This window comes from Burkholderia sp. Se-20373 (assembly GCF_017104705.1).
GTDB lineage: Bacteria > Pseudomonadota > Gammaproteobacteria > Burkholderiales > Burkholderiaceae > Burkholderia.
This window is the reverse complement of sequence record NZ_JAAGPH010000158.1, coordinates 1-16407: the sequence shown is the minus strand read 5'-3', so window position 1 is coordinate 16407 and position 16407 is coordinate 1. Positions and strand designations below refer to the sequence as shown.

The 16407-nt window shown below is 65.7% G+C and carries 14 protein-coding genes and 1 pseudogene; 7 read left to right on the top strand and 8 right to left on the bottom strand.

The annotated features are described in order from the left end of the window. Positions 1–293 (bottom strand): winged helix-turn-helix domain-containing protein (locus G3N96_RS32685; RefSeq protein WP_206139764.1); only part of this gene is annotated, 293 nt, incomplete at its 3' end. A 427-nt stretch (positions 294–720) separates the two neighbouring features. On the opposite strand from G3N96_RS32685, the gene G3N96_RS32680 reads away from it, so the two are divergent. Next, entirely contained in the window at positions 721–1923 is a 1203-nt protein-coding gene (locus G3N96_RS32680) for a Fic family protein (protein ID WP_206139763.1), read from the top strand. 121 nt (positions 1924–2044) lie between these two features. On the opposite strand, the gene G3N96_RS32675 is transcribed toward G3N96_RS32680, so the two are convergent. Both G3N96_RS32675 and G3N96_RS32670 read right to left on the bottom strand, forming a co-directional pair. Then, positions 2045–4255: a xanthine dehydrogenase family protein molybdopterin-binding subunit gene (locus G3N96_RS32675; protein WP_206139762.1), complete on the bottom strand. Its 2211-nt coding sequence runs from the start codon at positions 4253–4255 to the stop codon at positions 2045–2047. 2 nt (positions 4256–4257) lie between these two features. Next, on the bottom strand, positions 4258–4719 hold the full coding sequence (locus tag G3N96_RS32670) for a (2Fe-2S)-binding protein (RefSeq protein WP_124578173.1): 462 nt from the start codon (positions 4717–4719) through the stop codon (positions 4258–4260). A gap of 181 nt (positions 4720–4900) precedes the next feature. Between G3N96_RS32670 and G3N96_RS32665 the strand changes: the two genes are divergently transcribed. Then, entirely contained in the window at positions 4901–5824 is a 924-nt protein-coding gene (locus G3N96_RS32665) for an AraC family transcriptional regulator (protein WP_046548314.1), read from the top strand. A 45-nt stretch (positions 5825–5869) separates the two neighbouring features. Here G3N96_RS32665 and G3N96_RS32660 read toward each other — a convergent pair whose 3' ends face one another. Genes G3N96_RS32660 through G3N96_RS32640 form a run of 5 tightly spaced genes read right to left on the bottom strand, consistent with a single transcriptional unit; the run spans position 5870 to position 12464 of the window. Continuing rightward, positions 5870–8539, bottom strand: a complete 2670-nt coding sequence (locus G3N96_RS32660; RefSeq protein ID WP_206139761.1) for a glycosyltransferase family 2 protein — start codon at positions 8537–8539, stop codon at positions 5870–5872. Between the two features lie 26 nt (positions 8540–8565). Next, positions 8566–9969, bottom strand: a complete 1404-nt coding sequence (locus G3N96_RS32655) for a UDP-glucose/GDP-mannose dehydrogenase family protein (RefSeq protein ID WP_124578169.1) — start codon at positions 9967–9969, stop codon at positions 8566–8568. Between the two features lie 35 nt (positions 9970–10004). Beyond that, a complete protein-coding gene (galE, locus tag G3N96_RS32650) occupies positions 10005–10994 on the bottom strand; it encodes a UDP-glucose 4-epimerase GalE (RefSeq protein ID WP_124578167.1) in 990 nt (329 codons plus the stop codon). Further along, positions 10991–11998, bottom strand: a complete 1008-nt coding sequence (locus tag G3N96_RS32645; protein WP_206139760.1) for a UDP-glucuronic acid decarboxylase family protein — start codon at positions 11996–11998, stop codon at positions 10991–10993. The genes galE and G3N96_RS32645 overlap by 4 nt, the downstream gene beginning before the upstream one ends. Continuing rightward, complete coding sequence (locus G3N96_RS32640) at positions 11991–12464, bottom strand: hypothetical protein (RefSeq protein WP_346778924.1); 474 nt, start codon at positions 12462–12464, stop codon at positions 11991–11993. The genes G3N96_RS32645 and G3N96_RS32640 overlap by 8 nt, the downstream gene beginning before the upstream one ends. A 74-nt stretch (positions 12465–12538) precedes the next feature. Between G3N96_RS32640 and G3N96_RS32635 the strand changes: the two genes are divergently transcribed. The 5 genes and pseudogenes from G3N96_RS32635 to G3N96_RS32615 all read left to right on the top strand — a co-directional run. Beyond that, complete coding sequence (locus G3N96_RS32635) at positions 12539–13207, top strand: hypothetical protein (RefSeq protein ID WP_206139759.1); 669 nt, start codon at positions 12539–12541, stop codon at positions 13205–13207. A gap of 889 nt (positions 13208–14096) precedes the next feature. Beyond that, complete coding sequence (locus G3N96_RS32630) at positions 14097–14420, top strand: hypothetical protein (RefSeq protein WP_124578160.1); 324 nt, start codon at positions 14097–14099, stop codon at positions 14418–14420. A 112-nt stretch (positions 14421–14532) separates the two neighbouring features. Further along, positions 14533–15123 (top strand): hypothetical protein, encoded by a 591-nt coding sequence (locus tag G3N96_RS39925; RefSeq protein WP_124578158.1) that lies wholly within the window; start codon positions 14533–14535, stop codon positions 15121–15123. 74 nt (positions 15124–15197) lie between these two features. After that, a complete protein-coding gene (locus tag G3N96_RS32620; protein WP_039360925.1) occupies positions 15198–15479 on the top strand; it encodes a hypothetical protein in 282 nt (93 codons plus the stop codon). A gap of 44 nt (positions 15480–15523) precedes the next feature. Beyond that, positions 15524–16407: pseudogene (locus G3N96_RS32615) on the top strand (chemotaxis protein CheA); the annotation flags it as partial.

The window sequence follows — 16407 nt, the reverse complement described above, 5'->3', positions numbered from 1 at the left end:
TAGCCGACCGCGTAGATCGGGATGATCCGCAGGTTCTTGTCGTGATCGAGCTGCAGCTTCGAACGGATACGCGAGATATGGGTGTCGAGCGTGCGCGACGACACGCCGAGTTCACGGCCCCACACGGCTTCCTGGATTGCCTGCCGCGGCACGATCTTGTTCATGTTGTCGAGCAGGAATTCGACGACGTCGAATTCACGCGGCGTGACATCAATGATCTTGTTGTCGATTTCGATCGTGCGGCGCACGAAGTTGATTTTTATGGTGTCGATGTACAGGTATTTGCAATCCATGGTGGCCCTCGCATGTCCATAAAGGAGTGTTTGCGGGTCCTGTGCTGCAACTTCCGGGCCAGGGAGCGGATCGTCGGGGATCGACAGGGGGCGGCGCCCGTGCATGCGGCGCTGCAGCCTTGAATTTAAAAGAATTTTTAACGGGACGCGCGGGGGCGGAGCGAAAAGGGAGCGGGACAACCGTGAAGGATTGTTACGTAGCATCGGCGGGCGACGTTACGGGCGTTACGTCCGACGTAACGTGTGGGACGAGGCGGGGAATGGCATGAGGAACACGTCGCGGTGCAGGTGCGAGGTCGGCAAATCGAACCCTACATGGAACCCTACATTCAACCCGACACGATAAGGCAAAAAGTTGATATAAATCAGTAAGATAAGTGGTTATAATTGCCGACACGGAACCCTACATTGAACCCGACAGGGAAGCATGACCACAGTCGCTACCTTCGAACCGCTATTTCCCGAGGATCGCGTACTCGATCCGCTGCTAGAGCAGGCCGGCGAGCTCGTCGACTCATCGCATCGGTTGCTTGCCGTACGCGATACTCCGCTGGCCGCCGCGCTCGTGCCGCAGTTGCGCGCCATGAATTCGTACTATACGAACAAGATCGAAGGGCAGCACACAACGCCCGCCAAGATCGAGGCTGCGCTACATCGGGACTATTCGACCGATATTGTCGAGCGCAAGAAACAACGCTTCGCGGTCGCGCATATCGCGACGGAAGCGGCGCTCGAGGAGGAATGGCGAACGCTGCCGGTTGCCGCACTGTTTGAGCCGGCGCGAATTTCGGCCATTCACGATCGCTTCTTCTCCGGTTTGCCAGTCGATGAACGACTGACCAGTGAAGGGAAAGCCATCATTCCGGGCGAGTTTCGCCGCGCGGATGTGACGGTGGGGCGCCATCTGGCACCGGAGCCCGAGATGGTCGAGCCGTTGCTCCAGGCGTGGGCGACACGTTATGCCCGCATTCGTGCCAAAGAGTATCAACTGATCGGTATCGCCTGTTCGCATCATCGTTTGACCTGGGTGCACCCGTTCATGGATGGCAACGGCCGGGTCGCGCGTCTGCATTCGCATCTCGGACTACGCGCTGCGGATCTGACCCATGGACTTTGGTCGCCACTCCGGGGGCTGGCGCGAGAACATGAACAGTATTACCTCAGGCTGAGCGAGGCCGACCAAACGAGGCGCAACGATCTGGACGGCCGGGGCAATCTGTCCCAGGAAGGGCTGGTCAAATTTGCACGGTTCTTTCTCGAGTGCTGTCAGGACCAGGTTGGTTTCATGGTGCATATGACTGAGTTCGAGGGGGTGACCGGACGATTGATGGATCTGCTGCGATATCTGGAGGCCAATCCGTGGACCATCAGTTCGGAAAAATCGGTCATCAAACCGGAAGCCGCTGCGCTGGCCATGGAGTTCGTGGCACTGCGCCGAGCGGTCACACGAGCGGAATTTGCCCAGATGCTCGGTGTGAGCGATGTATTGGCGCGTCGGATCGTCCGTTCGCTGCTGGATTGTGGACTGCTGACTTCGCCATCGCATCGCGGTGAACTGTCCTTTGGATTGCCGCTGAGCGGCCTCCGTTTTCTTTTTCCGAGGCTCTGGCCTGAAGTCGAGCTGGAGTGAGCGTTGCCGTTGGGGCGTGCCATCGGGCCTCGGTTCCAGCCAGCGTTACGTGTTCCGCGAGGTGCTTGAAAACACCGGCCGCGAGACGTCTGCGCCCCGCGGCCGGCGTTCCGGCCCATCCTCAAGCCTTCGCGCTATCCGCCGAATCGAACGGCAGCACGTAATGCCGCTTGCCCGTCGCCGCGAAGATCGCGTTCGCGACCGCCGGCCCGATCGGCGCGACGCCCGGCTCGCCGACCCCGGTCGGGGCTTCGGCCGACGGCACGATATGCACTTCGACCTTCGGCATCTCGGCCATCCGCAGCACGTGGTAGCCGTCGAAGTTGCGCTGCTCGACCTGGCCGTCCTTCAGCGTGATCGCGCTGTGCATCGCCGCGCCGAGCCCGAAGCCGATGCCACCCTCCATCTGCGCGGCGACGATGTCGGGATTGATCGCGATCCCGCAATCGACCGCGCACACCACGCGCTCGACCTTCACCTTGCCGTCCGCGTCGACCGACACCTCGGCCACCTGCGCGACATAGCTCTTGAACGCCTCGGCAACCGCGATCCCGCGCCCGCGGCCCTTCGGCAGCGGCTTGGCCGGATCCCAGCCGGCCTTCTGCGCGGCCAGGTCCAGCACCGCGCGCATGCGCGGCTCCTTCGCGAGCAGGTCGCGGCGGAACGCGTACGGATCCTTGCCGGCCGTGTGCGCGGCTTCGTCGATGAACGCCTCGACCGCGTACGCCGTGTGCGAGCTGCCGACCACACGCCACCACAGCACGGGCAGGCCGACCTGGGTGGTGGTGAGCTCGACCGACACGTTCGGCACCGCGTACGGCAGGTTCGCCGCGCCCTCGACCGACGTGGCGTCCACGCCGTTCTTCACCATGAACGCCTCGAACGGCGTGCCGGCGAGGATCGACTGGCCGACGATCCGGTGGCGCCAGCCGACCAGCTTGCCGTCCGCGGTCAGCCCCGCGTCGAGCTTGTGGAAGTACATGGGCCGGTAGAAGCCGCCCTGGATGTCGTCCTCGCGCGTCCATTGCAGCTTGACCGGCTTGCCGTCCGCGCCGAGCGCCTTGGCGATCGACACGGCCTCGACCACGTAGTCGGACCATGCGTTCGCGCGCCGGCCGAAGCTGCCGCCCGCGTACAGCGTGTGGATCTGCACCTGCTCGGGCTTCAGGCCGGCCGTCCGGGCCGCGTTGGCCTGGTCGACGGTCTGGAACTGGTCGCCGGCCCAGATCTCGCAGCTGTTCGCCGTCAGCTTGACGACCGCGTCGAGCGGCTCCATCGGCGCGTGCGCGAGATACGGGAATTCGTATGTCGCGCTGATCTTGCGCGCCGCGCCCGTGATCGCCGCGTCGGCATCGCCGTCCTTGCGCGCCGACGTGCCCGGCTTGTCGGCGAGCTGCCGGTATTCGCGCATGATCTCGTCCGAGCCGCGCTTTTCGGCGTTCGTTTCGTCCCATTCGATCTTCAGCGCGTCGCGGCCCTGCTTCGCGGCCCAGAAGCCGGTGCCGACGACCGCGACGCCACCCGGCACCTGCACGACCGACACGACGCCCGGCACGGCCTTGGCCGCCGTCGCGTCGAACGACTTCACCTTCGCGCCGAAGCGGGGCGGGCGCTGCAGCAGCGCGACGCGCATCCCGGGGACGGTCGTGTCGAGCGTGAAATGCGCGGTGCCGTTCGATTTGGCCGACGCGTCGACGCGCGGAATGGGGTGACCGATCAGCTTGAAATCGGCCGGCTGCTTCAGCGTGACCTTGTCCGGCACCGGCAGCTTCGCCGCATCGGCGACGAGCGTGCCGTACGCGGCCGTCTTGCCGCTCTTCGCATGCGTGACGACGCCATTGGCCGTCGTCAGCTCGCTCGCCGGCACCTTCCAGCGGGCCGCCGCGGCCGATACCAGCATCGCGCGGGCCTTGCCGCCGGCTTCGCGCAGTTGCTGCCACGAGTTCGCCATGGCCGAGCTGCCGCCCGTCCCCTGCATCGTGCCGAACGCGAGGTTCGCGTAGCGTTTCGCATCGGCCGGCGCGCTTTCGACGCGCACGTGCGACCAGTCGGCGTCGAGCTCCTCGGCGACGATCGTCGCGATGCCCGTATACGCGCCCTGGCCCATTTCGACGTGCTTCGCGATGACCGTGACGGTGCCGTCGGGCGTGATGCGCAGGAACGCGTTCGGTGCGAAACCGGCGGCGGGCGCGGTCGCGGCGAGCGCGCGGCGGCCGAAGCCGCTGAAGTCGAAGCCGATGGTCAGGCTGACGGCGGCCGCGGCGCCCGCGGCCTTCAGGAACGTGCGGCGCGACGGACGCACCGACCCGGTGTTGTCGAGTTCGATCGTCATGGTCAGGCTCCCAGCGTCGCGGCCGCGTCGTGGATCGCCGCCCGGATGCGGGCGTAGGTCGCACAGCGGCACAGGTTGCCGTTCATCGCGGTGTCGATGTCCGCGTCGGTCGGCTTCGGGTTCTGTTCGAGCAGCGCGGTGGCGGACATGATCTGGCCGGACTGGCAGTAGCCGCACTGCGGCACCTGCAGCTTGACCCAGGCGGCCTGCACGGCCTGCGCGGGCTTGCTCTGCAGGCCTTCGATCGTCGTGACGTGCTTGCCCGCGATGCCGGCGAGCGGCAGCACGCACGAGCGGACGGCCTGGCCTTCGAGATGCACGGTGCACGCGCCGCACTGCGCCATGCCGCAGCCGAACTTCGTGCCGGTCAGTCCCGCGTGTTCGCGAATCGCCCAGAGGACGGGCATCGACGGATCGGCGTCGAGCGTGACGTTCTTGCCGTTCAGGACAAAGGAGGTAGGCATTGTGATTGTCTCCGTGGGGAAAACCCGGCATGCGCCCGGTCAGCGGGCAGTGTGCGCGAGGCATCGGATTTTGCGTCTACCCAATCCTGCAAATTTATTGAACAATCCTGCAAATCCCCGGCAGGCGGCGGGCGGTTTCGCTATGCTCCCGCGACATGAGGAAATTGATCGAGGAAGCGTCATGGACATGACCGATATCGTGGCGTCGCGCGAATCCGGGCAGCGCGAGCTGGCGACGCTGATCAGCCGCTTCGCGCCCGCGGACGGCTCGCATTCAACGGCCGTGCCGGGTTTGATGCTGCACCGGCACACGCGGCCGGTCGATCTCGGCTGCGGCGTGTCGCGGGCCGCGCTCGTGATCGCCGCGCAGGGCTCGAAGCGCGTGATCGTGGCCGGTCAGGCTTACGAGTACGACGCGCAGAATTGCCTGATTACCTCCATCGACTTGCCGATCCTGTCACGCGTGACGTGCGCGTCGCCGGACGCGCCGTACCTGTGCCTGTCGCTGACGCTCGATCCGCAGCGCATCGTCGAGCTCGCGGCCGAGATGCGGCTGCCCGAACCCGACGCGGGCCCTGAAGGCGAGGGGATCGCGCTCGCCGAGCTGACGCCGCCGCTGCTCGATGCCGCGCTGCGGCTGATGCGGCTGCTCGATACGCCGGCCGACATTGCGGTCGTCGCGCCGCTGATCGAAAAGGAACTGCTGTACCGGCTGATGACGAGCGGGCAGGGCACGCGGCTGCGGCACATGGCGATCGCGGGCAGCCAGACGCACCGGATCGCCCGCGCGATCGAATGGATCCGCGATCACTTCGCCGAGCCGATGCGCGTCGAGTCGCTCGCGCAGGCGGTCAACATGAGCGTGTCGTCGCTGCACCATCATTTCAAGCACGTGACGACGCTGAGCCCGCTGCAGTACCAGAAGCAGTTGCGGCTGCACGAGGCGCGGCGGCTGCTGCTGCGGCAGGGCGGCGACGTCGGGTCGGTGGCCGCCGTCGTCGGCTACGAAAGCGCGTCGCAGTTCAGCCGCGAATACAGCCGGCTGTTCGGCGCGCCGCCGATGCGCGACGTCGTGCAGTTGCGCAGGAAGGAACTGCTCGGCTGATGGCGGATCGCCGGAAAGCCGGCGCGCCGTCGATCGCCGCGCCTGTCACCGGGCGACCACCGTCGTCTGCAGGAAGGCCGGCGCGATCCGCCAGTCCGGCACGTAGTGCGCGGGCCACGCGCCGGGCGTATCGACCGCGTTGAAATACACCACGGCCTTCAGCAGCGGATAGCGCCACAGCGACCGCTGGAATTCGTCGAGTGCCTCGCGCTTGCGCGCATTCGACCCGTCGACGCCGAGCTCCGTGACCATCACCGGCAGCCCGTAGTCGGCCACCCGCTCGTACTTGGTCCGCAGGACGCTCGCGGCGGACGCGTGGCCGCCGGCCGGCCAGCTCGCGCAGCGCGGGCAGTCGAACACGGACAGGCCGACGTCGTCCACATAGCCGCGGCCCGGGAAATAGTCGTCGAGGTTCCGGTTGCCGGCCGGCGACCACACGAAGCGGATCTGGTCGGTCATCGCGCGGCAGGCGGTCACGACCCGCCGGTATGCTTCCACGTACGCCGATGCGCCGCCGGTGGCCCACGGATAGCGCCCGGTGTCGGCCTCCATCTCGTGGCCCCAGCGCACGAACACGGGGCTTTTCAACGCCGCCAGCGCCGAGCAGGTGGCCGCGATCCGCGCGTCGTAGCGCCCGTGCGCGATATCGTCGAGCAGCGCGCCTTGCCGCGTGTCGCCGGCCGCCCAGGGCTCGACGGTCAGCATCAGCGCGCGGTTGCGCGTGTGCGCGCGCCGGTACGCCTCGTCGATTTCCGCGCGGATGTCGGGCGCGTTCCACGACACGAACACATGGTCGAATGCGAGATTTCGCTCACCCGCGAGCGTGTTCTCGGGATCGTAGGCGCCGAGTTCGGGCTGCATCACCGGTTCGCCCGGCACGGGCGCGACCACGGCCGGCAAACCCGAGCGCCACATCATCGCCTGCCAGCCTTTCGGCGCGCGCAGCCCGATGCCCGACAGCAGCATCGCGAGCGCGATCACGAACAGCGCGTTGCGCACGGGCAGGCGGCTGAAGAACATCTGCCGGAACGCCGACCACGCGAGCCCTTGCTCCCGGCCGTGATTCACCGCGACGACGGCCGCGATCACCAGATACAGGATGCTCGTCAGCGTCGAAAACAGATAGAAGCCGGCGGCGTTGCGCGGATTCTCGACCGTGACGACGGGCAGGCTGCAGAACAGCGAGATCAGCAGATACGGGGCGACCACGCGCAGCGGCGCGTCCTGTTCGATCGTGCCACCCTTCGGCGTGACCTTGAACGGATATTCCTTGCCGCGCACGCAGTCGAACATCGCCGACACGCAGCCGAGCACGACCCACGGCCAGCGCGCGAACACGAACGACAGCCCTTCCCACGACAGCAGTCTCGTATTCAGCGGGCGGCACGACCGGGTCGACTGCGTGGCCCAGGTCACGACGCACAGCAGCAGCACGGCCAGCGGCAGCGCGTAGGTGAGGTACGTGAGGTAGTCGACGTGCGCCCACACGCGGCCGGTCAGCAGCGCGACGACCGGAATCAGGACGCCGCCCGCCATCGCGAGCGCGCACAGCGGGTACCACAGCTGGCAGAACAGGAACTGCGCCTTCAGCTTCAGCGGCAGCCCCATGAAATAGTGGCGCGTGTAGCGCAGCATGATGATCATCACGCTCTTGGACCACTGGAATTCCTGCGTGGCCAGGTCGCCGAACGTGCGCGGCCCTTCGCCGTTCGCGATCGCGTTCAGCGCATGCATGCCGCGCCAGCCCTTCGAATTGAAGATCATCGTGGTCGAGTGATCCTCGGCGAGCTCGGGCCCGAGCCCGCCGATCTCGCGCAGCGCGCGGCAGCGCACCGCATAGTGCGAGCCGATGCACAGCGGCGCGAGGCCGCCCGCATAGCCGGCCTGCATCGTGCCGTGCAGCGGCCCCTCGACGTTCACGCGCCCGCGTGCGCTCCAGCTCATGGCCGCATTGCTGTCGCAGATGCTCGGCGCCGACACGTAGCCGACTGCCGGATCGACGAACGGCCGCAGCATCTCCTCGAGATAGGTGCGGGTCGGCACATGGTCGGCATCGAGCTGCGACACGAAATCGTAGTGGTCGTATCCGACCATGTCGTAGAAGTACGCGAGATTGCCTTCCTTGCACCGGGTCCGGCGCGGCCAGCTCGTCCGGTGGTACGCGGCGACGCCGCGCCGCGTCGACACGAACACGCCGTGCGCGCGGCACCAGTCGAGCGTCTCGGGCGACGGATCTTCATCGGCGAGCCACGTATCGTGCGGGTAGGTCTGGTCGAGCATCGCGAGCAGCGTCGTGCGGACGATGTCGAACGGCTCGGACGGCGCCTTGGTGACGACCATCGCGACCCGCCAGTCGCGCGGCACCGGCAGCGCGGGGTTCGGCACGACCGCCGAGCGGATGATGAAGATGAAGTAGCCGGGAATGAAGGTGGTCCAGAACAGCACGAAGCAGTTGACGCCGAAGCGGAAGGCGTCGACGTAGTGCTCGTCGCGCAGCCACCAGCGCCAGAAGATGCCCAGCGCGACGAACCAGCCCAGCGCGAGGAGGTGGAAGACGACGCGGGTGCCGCTGTCCATCAACGGGACGACGAGCGGCACGTCCGCGTTCATCGAGGCGGTGCGGTCCGCGTCGGCACCGGTGGCACCGTTGGCATCGTTGGTGTCGGTGGTATCCGGCGCAAGGCCGCCCGCAAGCGACCCAACCAGCTTCTTCATGGTGTTCTCCCGTCACGGTCGGATCATCAGTCTTGAAGCAGGCCGCGTGGCGGCCGGGTGTCATCGCTCGCAGGTGGTGGTTCCGGTGCCGGGGCGGCCGGCGTGCGTTCGCCGCATGAGCGGCCCACGCGTTCGTAGCGGCGAAAGCCGCTGTCGACGGCGAGCCGTTCGCTGAACAGGTTGCGCATGTCGAGCATCACGGGATCGGCCATGTGATCCGCGAGATCGGCGAGATCGAGTGCCTCGAACGCTTTCCATTCGGTCATCACGACGACGGCGTCCGCGCTGCGCACCGCGTCGATCGCGGAGCCCTCCATGAAGACCTGCGGCAGCAGCCGCGACGCTTCGTGCGGACGCGCCGGGTCGTACGCGCGGATATGCGCGCCCGCGCCGACGAGCAGCTGGATCACGTCGATGCTCGGGCTTTCGCGCACGTCGTCGGTCTGGCCTTTGAACGTGAGGCCGAGCACCGCGATGCGCTTGTCCTTGATCGAGCCGCCGCAGGCTTTCTCGATGCGGCGCAGGATCTGCTCCTTGCGCAGCGCATTCGATTCGATCGCCGCGCTGACGATGCGCAGCGGCACCGCATGTTCGGAAGCCGTCGCCTTCAGTGCGCGCGTGTCCTTCGGAAAACACGAGCCGCCCCAGCCGGGGCCGGCCTTCAGGAACGATGCGCCGATGCGGCGGTCGAGGCCCATCCCGTTCGCGACCAGCTCGACATCGGCGCCGACGGCTTCGCACAGGTCGGAGATCTCGTTGATGTAGCTGATCTTCACCGCGAGGAACGCATTCGCCGCGTACTTCACGAGTTCGGCCGTTTCGATCTCGGTCGCGAGCACGAGGTGGCCCATTGCTTCCAGCGGCGCATAGATGGCCGTCATGATCTCGATCGCACGCGGATGCTCGGCGCCGAACACGACGCGGTCCGGGTGCATGAAATCGTCGATCGCCGAGCCTTCGCGCAGGAATTCCGGATTCGATGCGATCGCCGCGTCGATGCCGTCCGGCGCGCAGCGTTCGACGATCTGCTTGACGATTCGGTTGGTGCCGACCGGCACCGTCGACTTCGTGACGACCACCGCGAAGCCGGTCAGGTTCGACGCGATCTCGCGTGCGGCCGCCTCGACGTATTGCAGGTCCGCCTGGTCGGTGCCCGGCAGCGTCGGCGTGCCGACCGCGATGAATACCGCGTCGCGATCGCGCACGCTCGCCGCGAGGTCGCTGCTGAAGCGCAGCGTGCCGCGTTCGACGTTGCGGGCGACGACGGCGTCGAGGCCCGGTTCGTAGATCGGCATGCGGCCTTCGTTCAGCGCGTCGATCTTGCCGCGATTGTTGTCGATGCAGACGACGTCATGCCCTAGATCCGCAAAGCACGCGCCGCTGACCAGCCCGACGTAGCCCGTGCCGACGATGGCGATCCGTACCTTCATGGTGATTCCCCTGCGTGGCGTTCAAGGAAACGTGCTCACTTGCCGGATTCGAATTGCAGTGCTTTCTGAAACCACGCCGCGGCGTGTTCGACCATCGGTTCGATCGTGGTGAAGCGCGGCCGCCAGCCGAGCACGAGCGCGGCTTTCGTGGCGTCGGCGTACAGCTCGGGCGGGTCGCCCGGGCGGCGCGCGGCCGTTACCGTCGGCACGCGGCGGCCCGTCACGGCTTCGACGGCGCGCAGTGCGTCGAGCACCGACGTTCCTTGGCCGGTGCCGAGATTCAGGGCGACGCTGTGGCCGCCGCCGCACAGATAGGCGGTCGCTTTCAGGTGCGCGTCGGCGAGGTCGCTCACATGCACGTAGTCGCGAATCGCCGAGCCGTCGGGCGTCGGGTAGTCGGTGCCCATCACCTGGAATGCACGGCCGGTGCCGAGCGCCGCGCGGATCGCGAGCGGCAGCGCGTGCGTTTCCGGTTCGTGGCATTCGCCGATCTCGCCGTCCGGGTCCGCGCCGGCCGCGTTGAAGTAGCGCAGCGCGACCCACTTCAGCCCATACGCACGCTCGAAATCGGCGGCCATCCGTTCCATCGCGTACTTCGTGAAGCCGTACGGATTGATCGGGTGCTGCGGCGTGCGCTCCGAGATCGGCAGCCCGTCCGGAATGCCGTAGGTCGCGCACGACGACGACATCACGATCCGGCCGACGCCCGCCGCGTGCATCGCGCTCAGCAGCGTGCAGGTGCCGGTGACGTTGACCGTGTAATAGCGGTCGGGCGCGAGCACCGAATCGCCGACGTACGCGAGTGCGGCGAAATGGATCACGACGTCGGGCCGATGCGCGGCGAACGCCTTCGACAGCGCGTCGCGGTCGAGAATGTCGGCCGCGACGAGCGGCCCCCAGCGAACCGCATCGCGATGGCCGGTCGACAGGTTGTCGTAGGCGACCGGTTCGTGTCCCGCCGCTGCGAGCGCCTTGCAGGTATGGCTGCCGATATAGCCCGCTCCGCCTGTCACGAGCACTTTCATGCCGTGGCCCCGGTCACGCGCAGCACCGGCTCGAGCCACAGTTCACGGCTGAAATAGTCGACGGTCCGGCGCAGCCCTTCGTCGAGATCGATGGCCGGCCGCCAGCCGAGCTCGGCCGACGCGACCGAGATGTCCGGCTTGCGCTGATGCGGATCGTCGATCGGCAGCGGCCGGAACACGATCTCCGATGTCGAGCCCGTCATCGCGAGCACTTTCTCCGCAAGCTCGATCATCGTGAATTCGCCCGGGTTGCCGATGTTGACCGGCGTGCCGACGTTGCGCTCGGCGCTCATCAGGCAGAAGAAGCCGTCGATCAGGTCGCTGGCGAAGCAGAACGAGCGGGTCTGCCGCCCGTCGCCGTAGATCTCGAGCGGCGCGCCGTTGAGCGCGCCGACGATGAAGTTCGACACGACGCGGCCGTCGCGCGGCGACATCCGCGGGCCGTAGGTGTTGAAGATGCGCGCGACACGCACGTCGATGCCGTGCGTGCGGTGGTAGTCATAGCACAGTGCCTCGGCCGCGCGCTTGCCTTCGTCGTAGCACGCGCGCGGGCCGATCGTGTTCACGTTGCCGCGATAGGTTTCCGTCTGCGGGTGCACGTCCGGGTCGCCGTAGATCTCGCTGGTCGACGCCTGGAACACGCGTGCGCCCGTCTTGCGCGCGAGCATGAGGCAGTGGTTCATGCCGAGCACGTTGGTCATCATCGTATGGACGGGATCGACCTGATAGGTGGGCGGCGATGCCGCGCACGCGAGATTCCAGATCTCGTCCACCTGCAGTTGCGGCAGGCCGAGCGAGACGTCGCCCTTCACGAATTCGAAGCGGCCGGACGCCTTCAGGTCGGCGACGTTGAGCTTGCGCCCCGTCAGCAGGCTGTCGATGCACGTGACGGACGCGCCTTCCATGACCAGGCGCTCGCAGACGTAGCTGCCGAGAAAGCCGGCGCCGCCCGTCACCAGGACGCGCTGACCGGCGCGCGTCTCGAGCGCGACCCGGTCATTCATGGCTTTCCCCTTCGTCGAGCAGCTCGAGGAACCACACGTCGATTTGCTCGACGGCGGTGCGCACGCGTTCCATCCCGCCGCACGGGTAGCGCTTCGGCAAGCGCCGGTTCGCATGGGCCGAGGTCGACGAAGCGCCGCGACAGGCGCTCCGGTTTCGCCGACTACCCCGTTGATGCCTGAACGACGCGCACGTCGATCGATCGGTGGTGATCTTCATCGCCTCTTCCCCGATACGCTGATTGACGAGCAGGCCGCCGTCCGTGATCTTGTGCCTCGGCGTGCCGCTCGGTGAGAGCCGGAGATCAGGCAATCGGCATGCCATGAACGATGCCGTCGCGATGCGCACGGGAGCGGCGGCGCGATTGCCGCGCGATATGCGCGCTTCTGTTTCATGCATGTATCGTGGGGACAGAAAAGCGAGCGGGTCAATTGCCGGATCGATGCGAATCGATACGACGAAACGCACGATAAATCAGGCTTGTGCGGGAATGGCGTCGTCAAACAGGTGTTGAGTTTGAATGTTTCATCAATGAGAAATGCGTGGATAAAGGATTAAAAGTGTTTCCCGAATGTGCCGCGAATCGGGTGATTCGGTGCGTGAAAGGCAGGGCGAATGAAAATGAAAAAATGATGGTCGGCGTGACGGGGCGCGAGTTTTCATTCGTTTTAATTATTACGCCGCCACGAAAGTTTTATTTTTTACGGTCAATTTCGGCCCTCGAGCGGCGCGTGATCCTGTCGGTATTTTCACGGATGAATCAAATTCGTTTCGGTCGTCAGGAGAAATGCGTGTCGACGGCTCGCCGGAGGCTGCCGGGTCGGGCGTTCGGTGCCCGGTGTCGGGCGAATCGATTCTCGTTTGTGATGGCACGGGAAGGGGGCGCACATGCCGCGCCCCCCGGTTTGCAGGCGCAAATGCCCGCGCCGCCGGCCTTGCGCGGCAGCCCGATTCTCAAGTTTGAAACACTCGTTCGTCTCGCCGCCCGGTGCGGGCCTGCGGGCCGGATTCGTCCGTCTAATCCGGCGATTGCGTCGCGGCGCTCAACGATCGGAGCGGGTGTCAGACTGTTATTGCGATACATTCCTGAAACAAAAAATGTCGTTTCAGGCGCTGCGGGCCGCCGTGGCGGCCGTGTGCCGCGCGCACGCTGCGGTGGAATATCGGGTGGCACGCTGCTTGCGGTATTGGACGCACCGGCGGGCGGCTGAAACGATGTAACAAAGCGGTGGGGCGGCCAACTCGTCAATAAGCAGTCGGGGAAACGGCGATGAAGACCATAAGCAGTAGCTTGATCGGTGCGTACTTTGCGCATCAATGGGGTAGTCGGAAAGGCCGGGGTGATGCTCGCGACGCTGTGCCAGCTTCGCGGGTTGCGCTGTCCCGGTTTCTTGCCCGCCGCGCGCGCCGCGTGCTGGCGCGGTTGTCGCGGTTGTCGCGCCGCACGGCAGTCGGGCGACAGCGGTACTCGCTCTCATTCAGTTCACCCGGATGGATCAGGCTGTTCGTGCCGGACAGCGTGATGCCGATTCGTCCTCGGCCATGCAAGGCCGCTCCGATCGCGCCTGGCCCATGCCGGCGCCGGCCGGATTAGATCGAACGGCCTGTCGGCCGGATTATCCGGAAGACGCTTCGTCGATAGCTCAGGGAGAAGACACGCCACCCGACTGCAATGCAGGCTCTTGTCGCCCGCGTAAAAGGCGTATTTCAAGCGGCGCTGCAATTTGCGGTGGTTAATGTATTCGCGAATATTCGATTCCGGAAACGGGATGTCGATTCATGACATGCCGTCCGGCGGGGTATCGAATATCGCAAGCCGGAAATATGTGCGCATCGTTCCGGTTCGTCAAGCATTGGTGTTTTCGATGTAAGGCCAATGTTCATAAAAATAATAGAAAACACCTACCAAAAAAATTTGGATAACCAAAAATCTCGAAGCTAAGCTTCGTCTGGCCAAAATAGCAAAAAACGTGATTTAAAAGGCAATGAGATTTTATTGATTGGATAGTGATCCTTAATTTTGAGGATTGCTCAAGTCGGGAAGATCGATGGCGTGCGATCTTCCCGATTCACTCCGTCCACGCCGTTTTGGAGTCGACCATGAAGAAGCTTCTGATTGCAGCAGCAGTTCTGGCGGTTTCGGGTGCAGCGTTTGCCGGCAGCGGCACGGTGTCGAGCAGCACTTCGTCGAGCGGCGGTTCGACGATGGCTGGGGTCGCAGGGTTCGGTCATTTCTCCGCGACCGATTCCGGCTCGGCACTCGGTGCAGCCGGCGCACTGGCCGGCGGCCCGGGCAGCGGTTCGGTCTCGTACACGAACCACACCCAAACGTCGACGGTTGGCGGCTTCGGCTTCGGCGGAGCACAAGCGACTGGCAGCAGCGGCGCGAATGCCGGTTCGATCGGCTGGACGTATCACCACTAAGCCGCGACGCGTAGCGTTCGTCATTGGCTGGCGGTACGGATGCCGGGTTTCGTCCGATGGGGGGCAGGCCCGGCTCCGCCACCGCCGAACTTCATCACAGCAAGGGATTGCTATGAAAGCCAACGTGATATTAGCGACAGCGCTCACCGTCTTGTCGTCGGCTGCCATGGCCGCGGGACTCTCCACGACCAACCAGACGCAATCCGTTGCGTCGGGTGTTTCCGGTTCGGTGCTGGTCGGGTCCGGCAGCTACACCAGCAACTCGACTTCGACGGCGGGTGCAAGCGCTGGCAGTACGGTGACACCCGCTGGTTCCGTCGGTACGGCATCCGCCTTCCACAACTCGACCTCGACGGCCAGCGGTTCGGGCCTGAACGGGGGCGCGTACGCGGCAGGCGGCGGTATCGGTGCCGCAGCCTCGAACGGCGGAAACAGCAACACGAACGAGAACGCGAATGCGCTATCGGGAGGGGTGAGTGCCACGATCGTACTCGGTGCGAATCACTACACGGCTTCGAGCGCGAACGACCAGGGTATGGCCAACGCGGGTGCCGCTGGGCTGACCGGCAGTGGTGGGTCAGGCGCGATCACGGGTTCGAATCACTACAACTCGTCGACCGTGTGGAGTACCGGTCCGGCCGGCTCGCCGTCCGCGGCGGGCGGAAGCCAGAGCAGTTCAAGTGCGACCGGAAGCAGTCATTAGTCAGGTGTGGGGGGACCAGTTTCCCAGCGACGCTGGTCTCTTTGCCCCACATTGTTGTCACGTAAGGAGTTGGCATGAAGCAGAAACTGATTGCCGCCGCTCTGATGCTCGCGTCTCTGACGGCGTATGGCGCTGACCGTATTGCCGACGACGTGCAATCGAATTTGCAGACGTCAAACAAACCTGACCAGACAACCAAACCGTCAGAACAACAAACGCTTTCTTCGGGCAGTGCCATCGGCGGACCCGACGCCCAGCAGTGGCAGGGCATGTCGGCAGGCTCATGGTCCCAGCTGGGCAACGGCTGGAAGCAGTTCGGGGAAGCAGGCAAAGCTGAAGGGAATCAGGGGAACTAGTACGGTTGCCTGGGTGGGAGGTCAAACCTCGTCCGGAGAGTGAAATGAACAGCAACAGGATCAAGGTGGCATGCGCTGCGATGTTCGCGATGACCACGATCGGCGCCCAGGCGCAAACCGCCGACTCGACTTCGAGCTCGCAGTCGTCGACCTCGTCGACGGCCATCAGCCAGGGCGGCGGCTCGAGCATGAACACGAACACCACGAGCTCGCGCGGCGGCAACGCCACCAGCTCGAGTGGGGTTCGCGGCAGCGGCAATTCGAGCGTGAACGTGAACGTGACGATGCCGTCCGGCACGAGTGGCGGTTCGAACGTGACGCCGCAGAGCGTCAGTTCGCTCCAGTCGTCGGGCGCACCCGGCACCAACCCGTACAACACCCAGACCTCGGAAAACGTCAATTACTCCGGGACGCAGACGATCAAGACGAACCCCTCGATCCAGGCGCCGGGGCTGACGACCACGCTGTCCGATACCTGCATGGGCTCGGTGAGCGTCGGCGTGTCGTTCCCGGGGTTCGGCGCGACGGGCGGCACGACGCTGGTCGACCAGGCCTGCGTGCGACGTCTCGATGCGCGTGAATTCCGCGCGATGGGCCTGACCGACGTGGCGCTCGCGCTGCTCTGCCAGAGCGACGCGAACCGGCGTGCGGTGGAAGCGACCGGGCACCTGTGCCCGGGCACGACCGCGCCGCTCGCCCGTTCGAACGTGGCGCCGAGCGTGGAAGCGACGGTTGCCGACGACGTGAAGTATCGCGACCCGATCGTGCGCGACCGCATGGGCTTGCCGCCGCTCGGCGCTGCCGCGCCGGCACCGGCGCAGCCCCGTCCGGTGGCGACGAATTTCGTGCAGGCAGCGCCCGTGTCGGTGCCGGTGCCGGTGCCCGTGCCGTCGATGGCGCCGGTTGCCGCCGCGCCGGCTGCTGCAGA

Excerpts from the sequence above, each read along its gene's own strand:
- G3N96_RS39925 (WP_124578158.1), top strand. The coding sequence starts at position 14,533 with ATGAAAGCCAACGTGATATTAGCGACAGCGCTCACCGTCTTGTCGTCG.
- G3N96_RS32655 (WP_124578169.1), bottom strand. The coding sequence starts at position 9,969 with ATGAAGGTACGGATCGCCATCGTCGGCACGGGCTACGTCGGGCTGGTC.
- G3N96_RS32620 (WP_039360925.1), top strand. The coding sequence starts at position 15,198 with ATGAAGCAGAAACTGATTGCCGCCGCTCTGATGCTCGCGTCTCTGACG.
- G3N96_RS32680 (WP_206139763.1), top strand. The coding sequence starts at position 721 with ATGACCACAGTCGCTACCTTCGAACCGCTATTTCCCGAGGATCGCGTA.
- G3N96_RS32670 (WP_124578173.1), bottom strand. The coding sequence starts at position 4,719 with ATGCCTACCTCCTTTGTCCTGAACGGCAAGAACGTCACGCTCGACGCC.
- G3N96_RS32675 (WP_206139762.1), bottom strand. The coding sequence starts at position 4,255 with ATGACGATCGAACTCGACAACACCGGGTCGGTGCGTCCGTCGCGCCGC.
- G3N96_RS32660 (WP_206139761.1), bottom strand. The coding sequence starts at position 8,539 with ATGAAGAAGCTGGTTGGGTCGCTTGCGGGCGGCCTTGCGCCGGATACC.
- galE (WP_124578167.1), bottom strand. The coding sequence starts at position 10,994 with ATGAAAGTGCTCGTGACAGGCGGAGCGGGCTATATCGGCAGCCATACC.
- G3N96_RS32645 (WP_206139760.1), bottom strand. The coding sequence starts at position 11,998 with ATGAATGACCGGGTCGCGCTCGAGACGCGCGCCGGTCAGCGCGTCCTG.
- G3N96_RS32630 (WP_124578160.1), top strand. The coding sequence starts at position 14,097 with ATGAAGAAGCTTCTGATTGCAGCAGCAGTTCTGGCGGTTTCGGGTGCA.
- G3N96_RS32665 (WP_046548314.1), top strand. The coding sequence starts at position 4,901 with ATGGACATGACCGATATCGTGGCGTCGCGCGAATCCGGGCAGCGCGAG.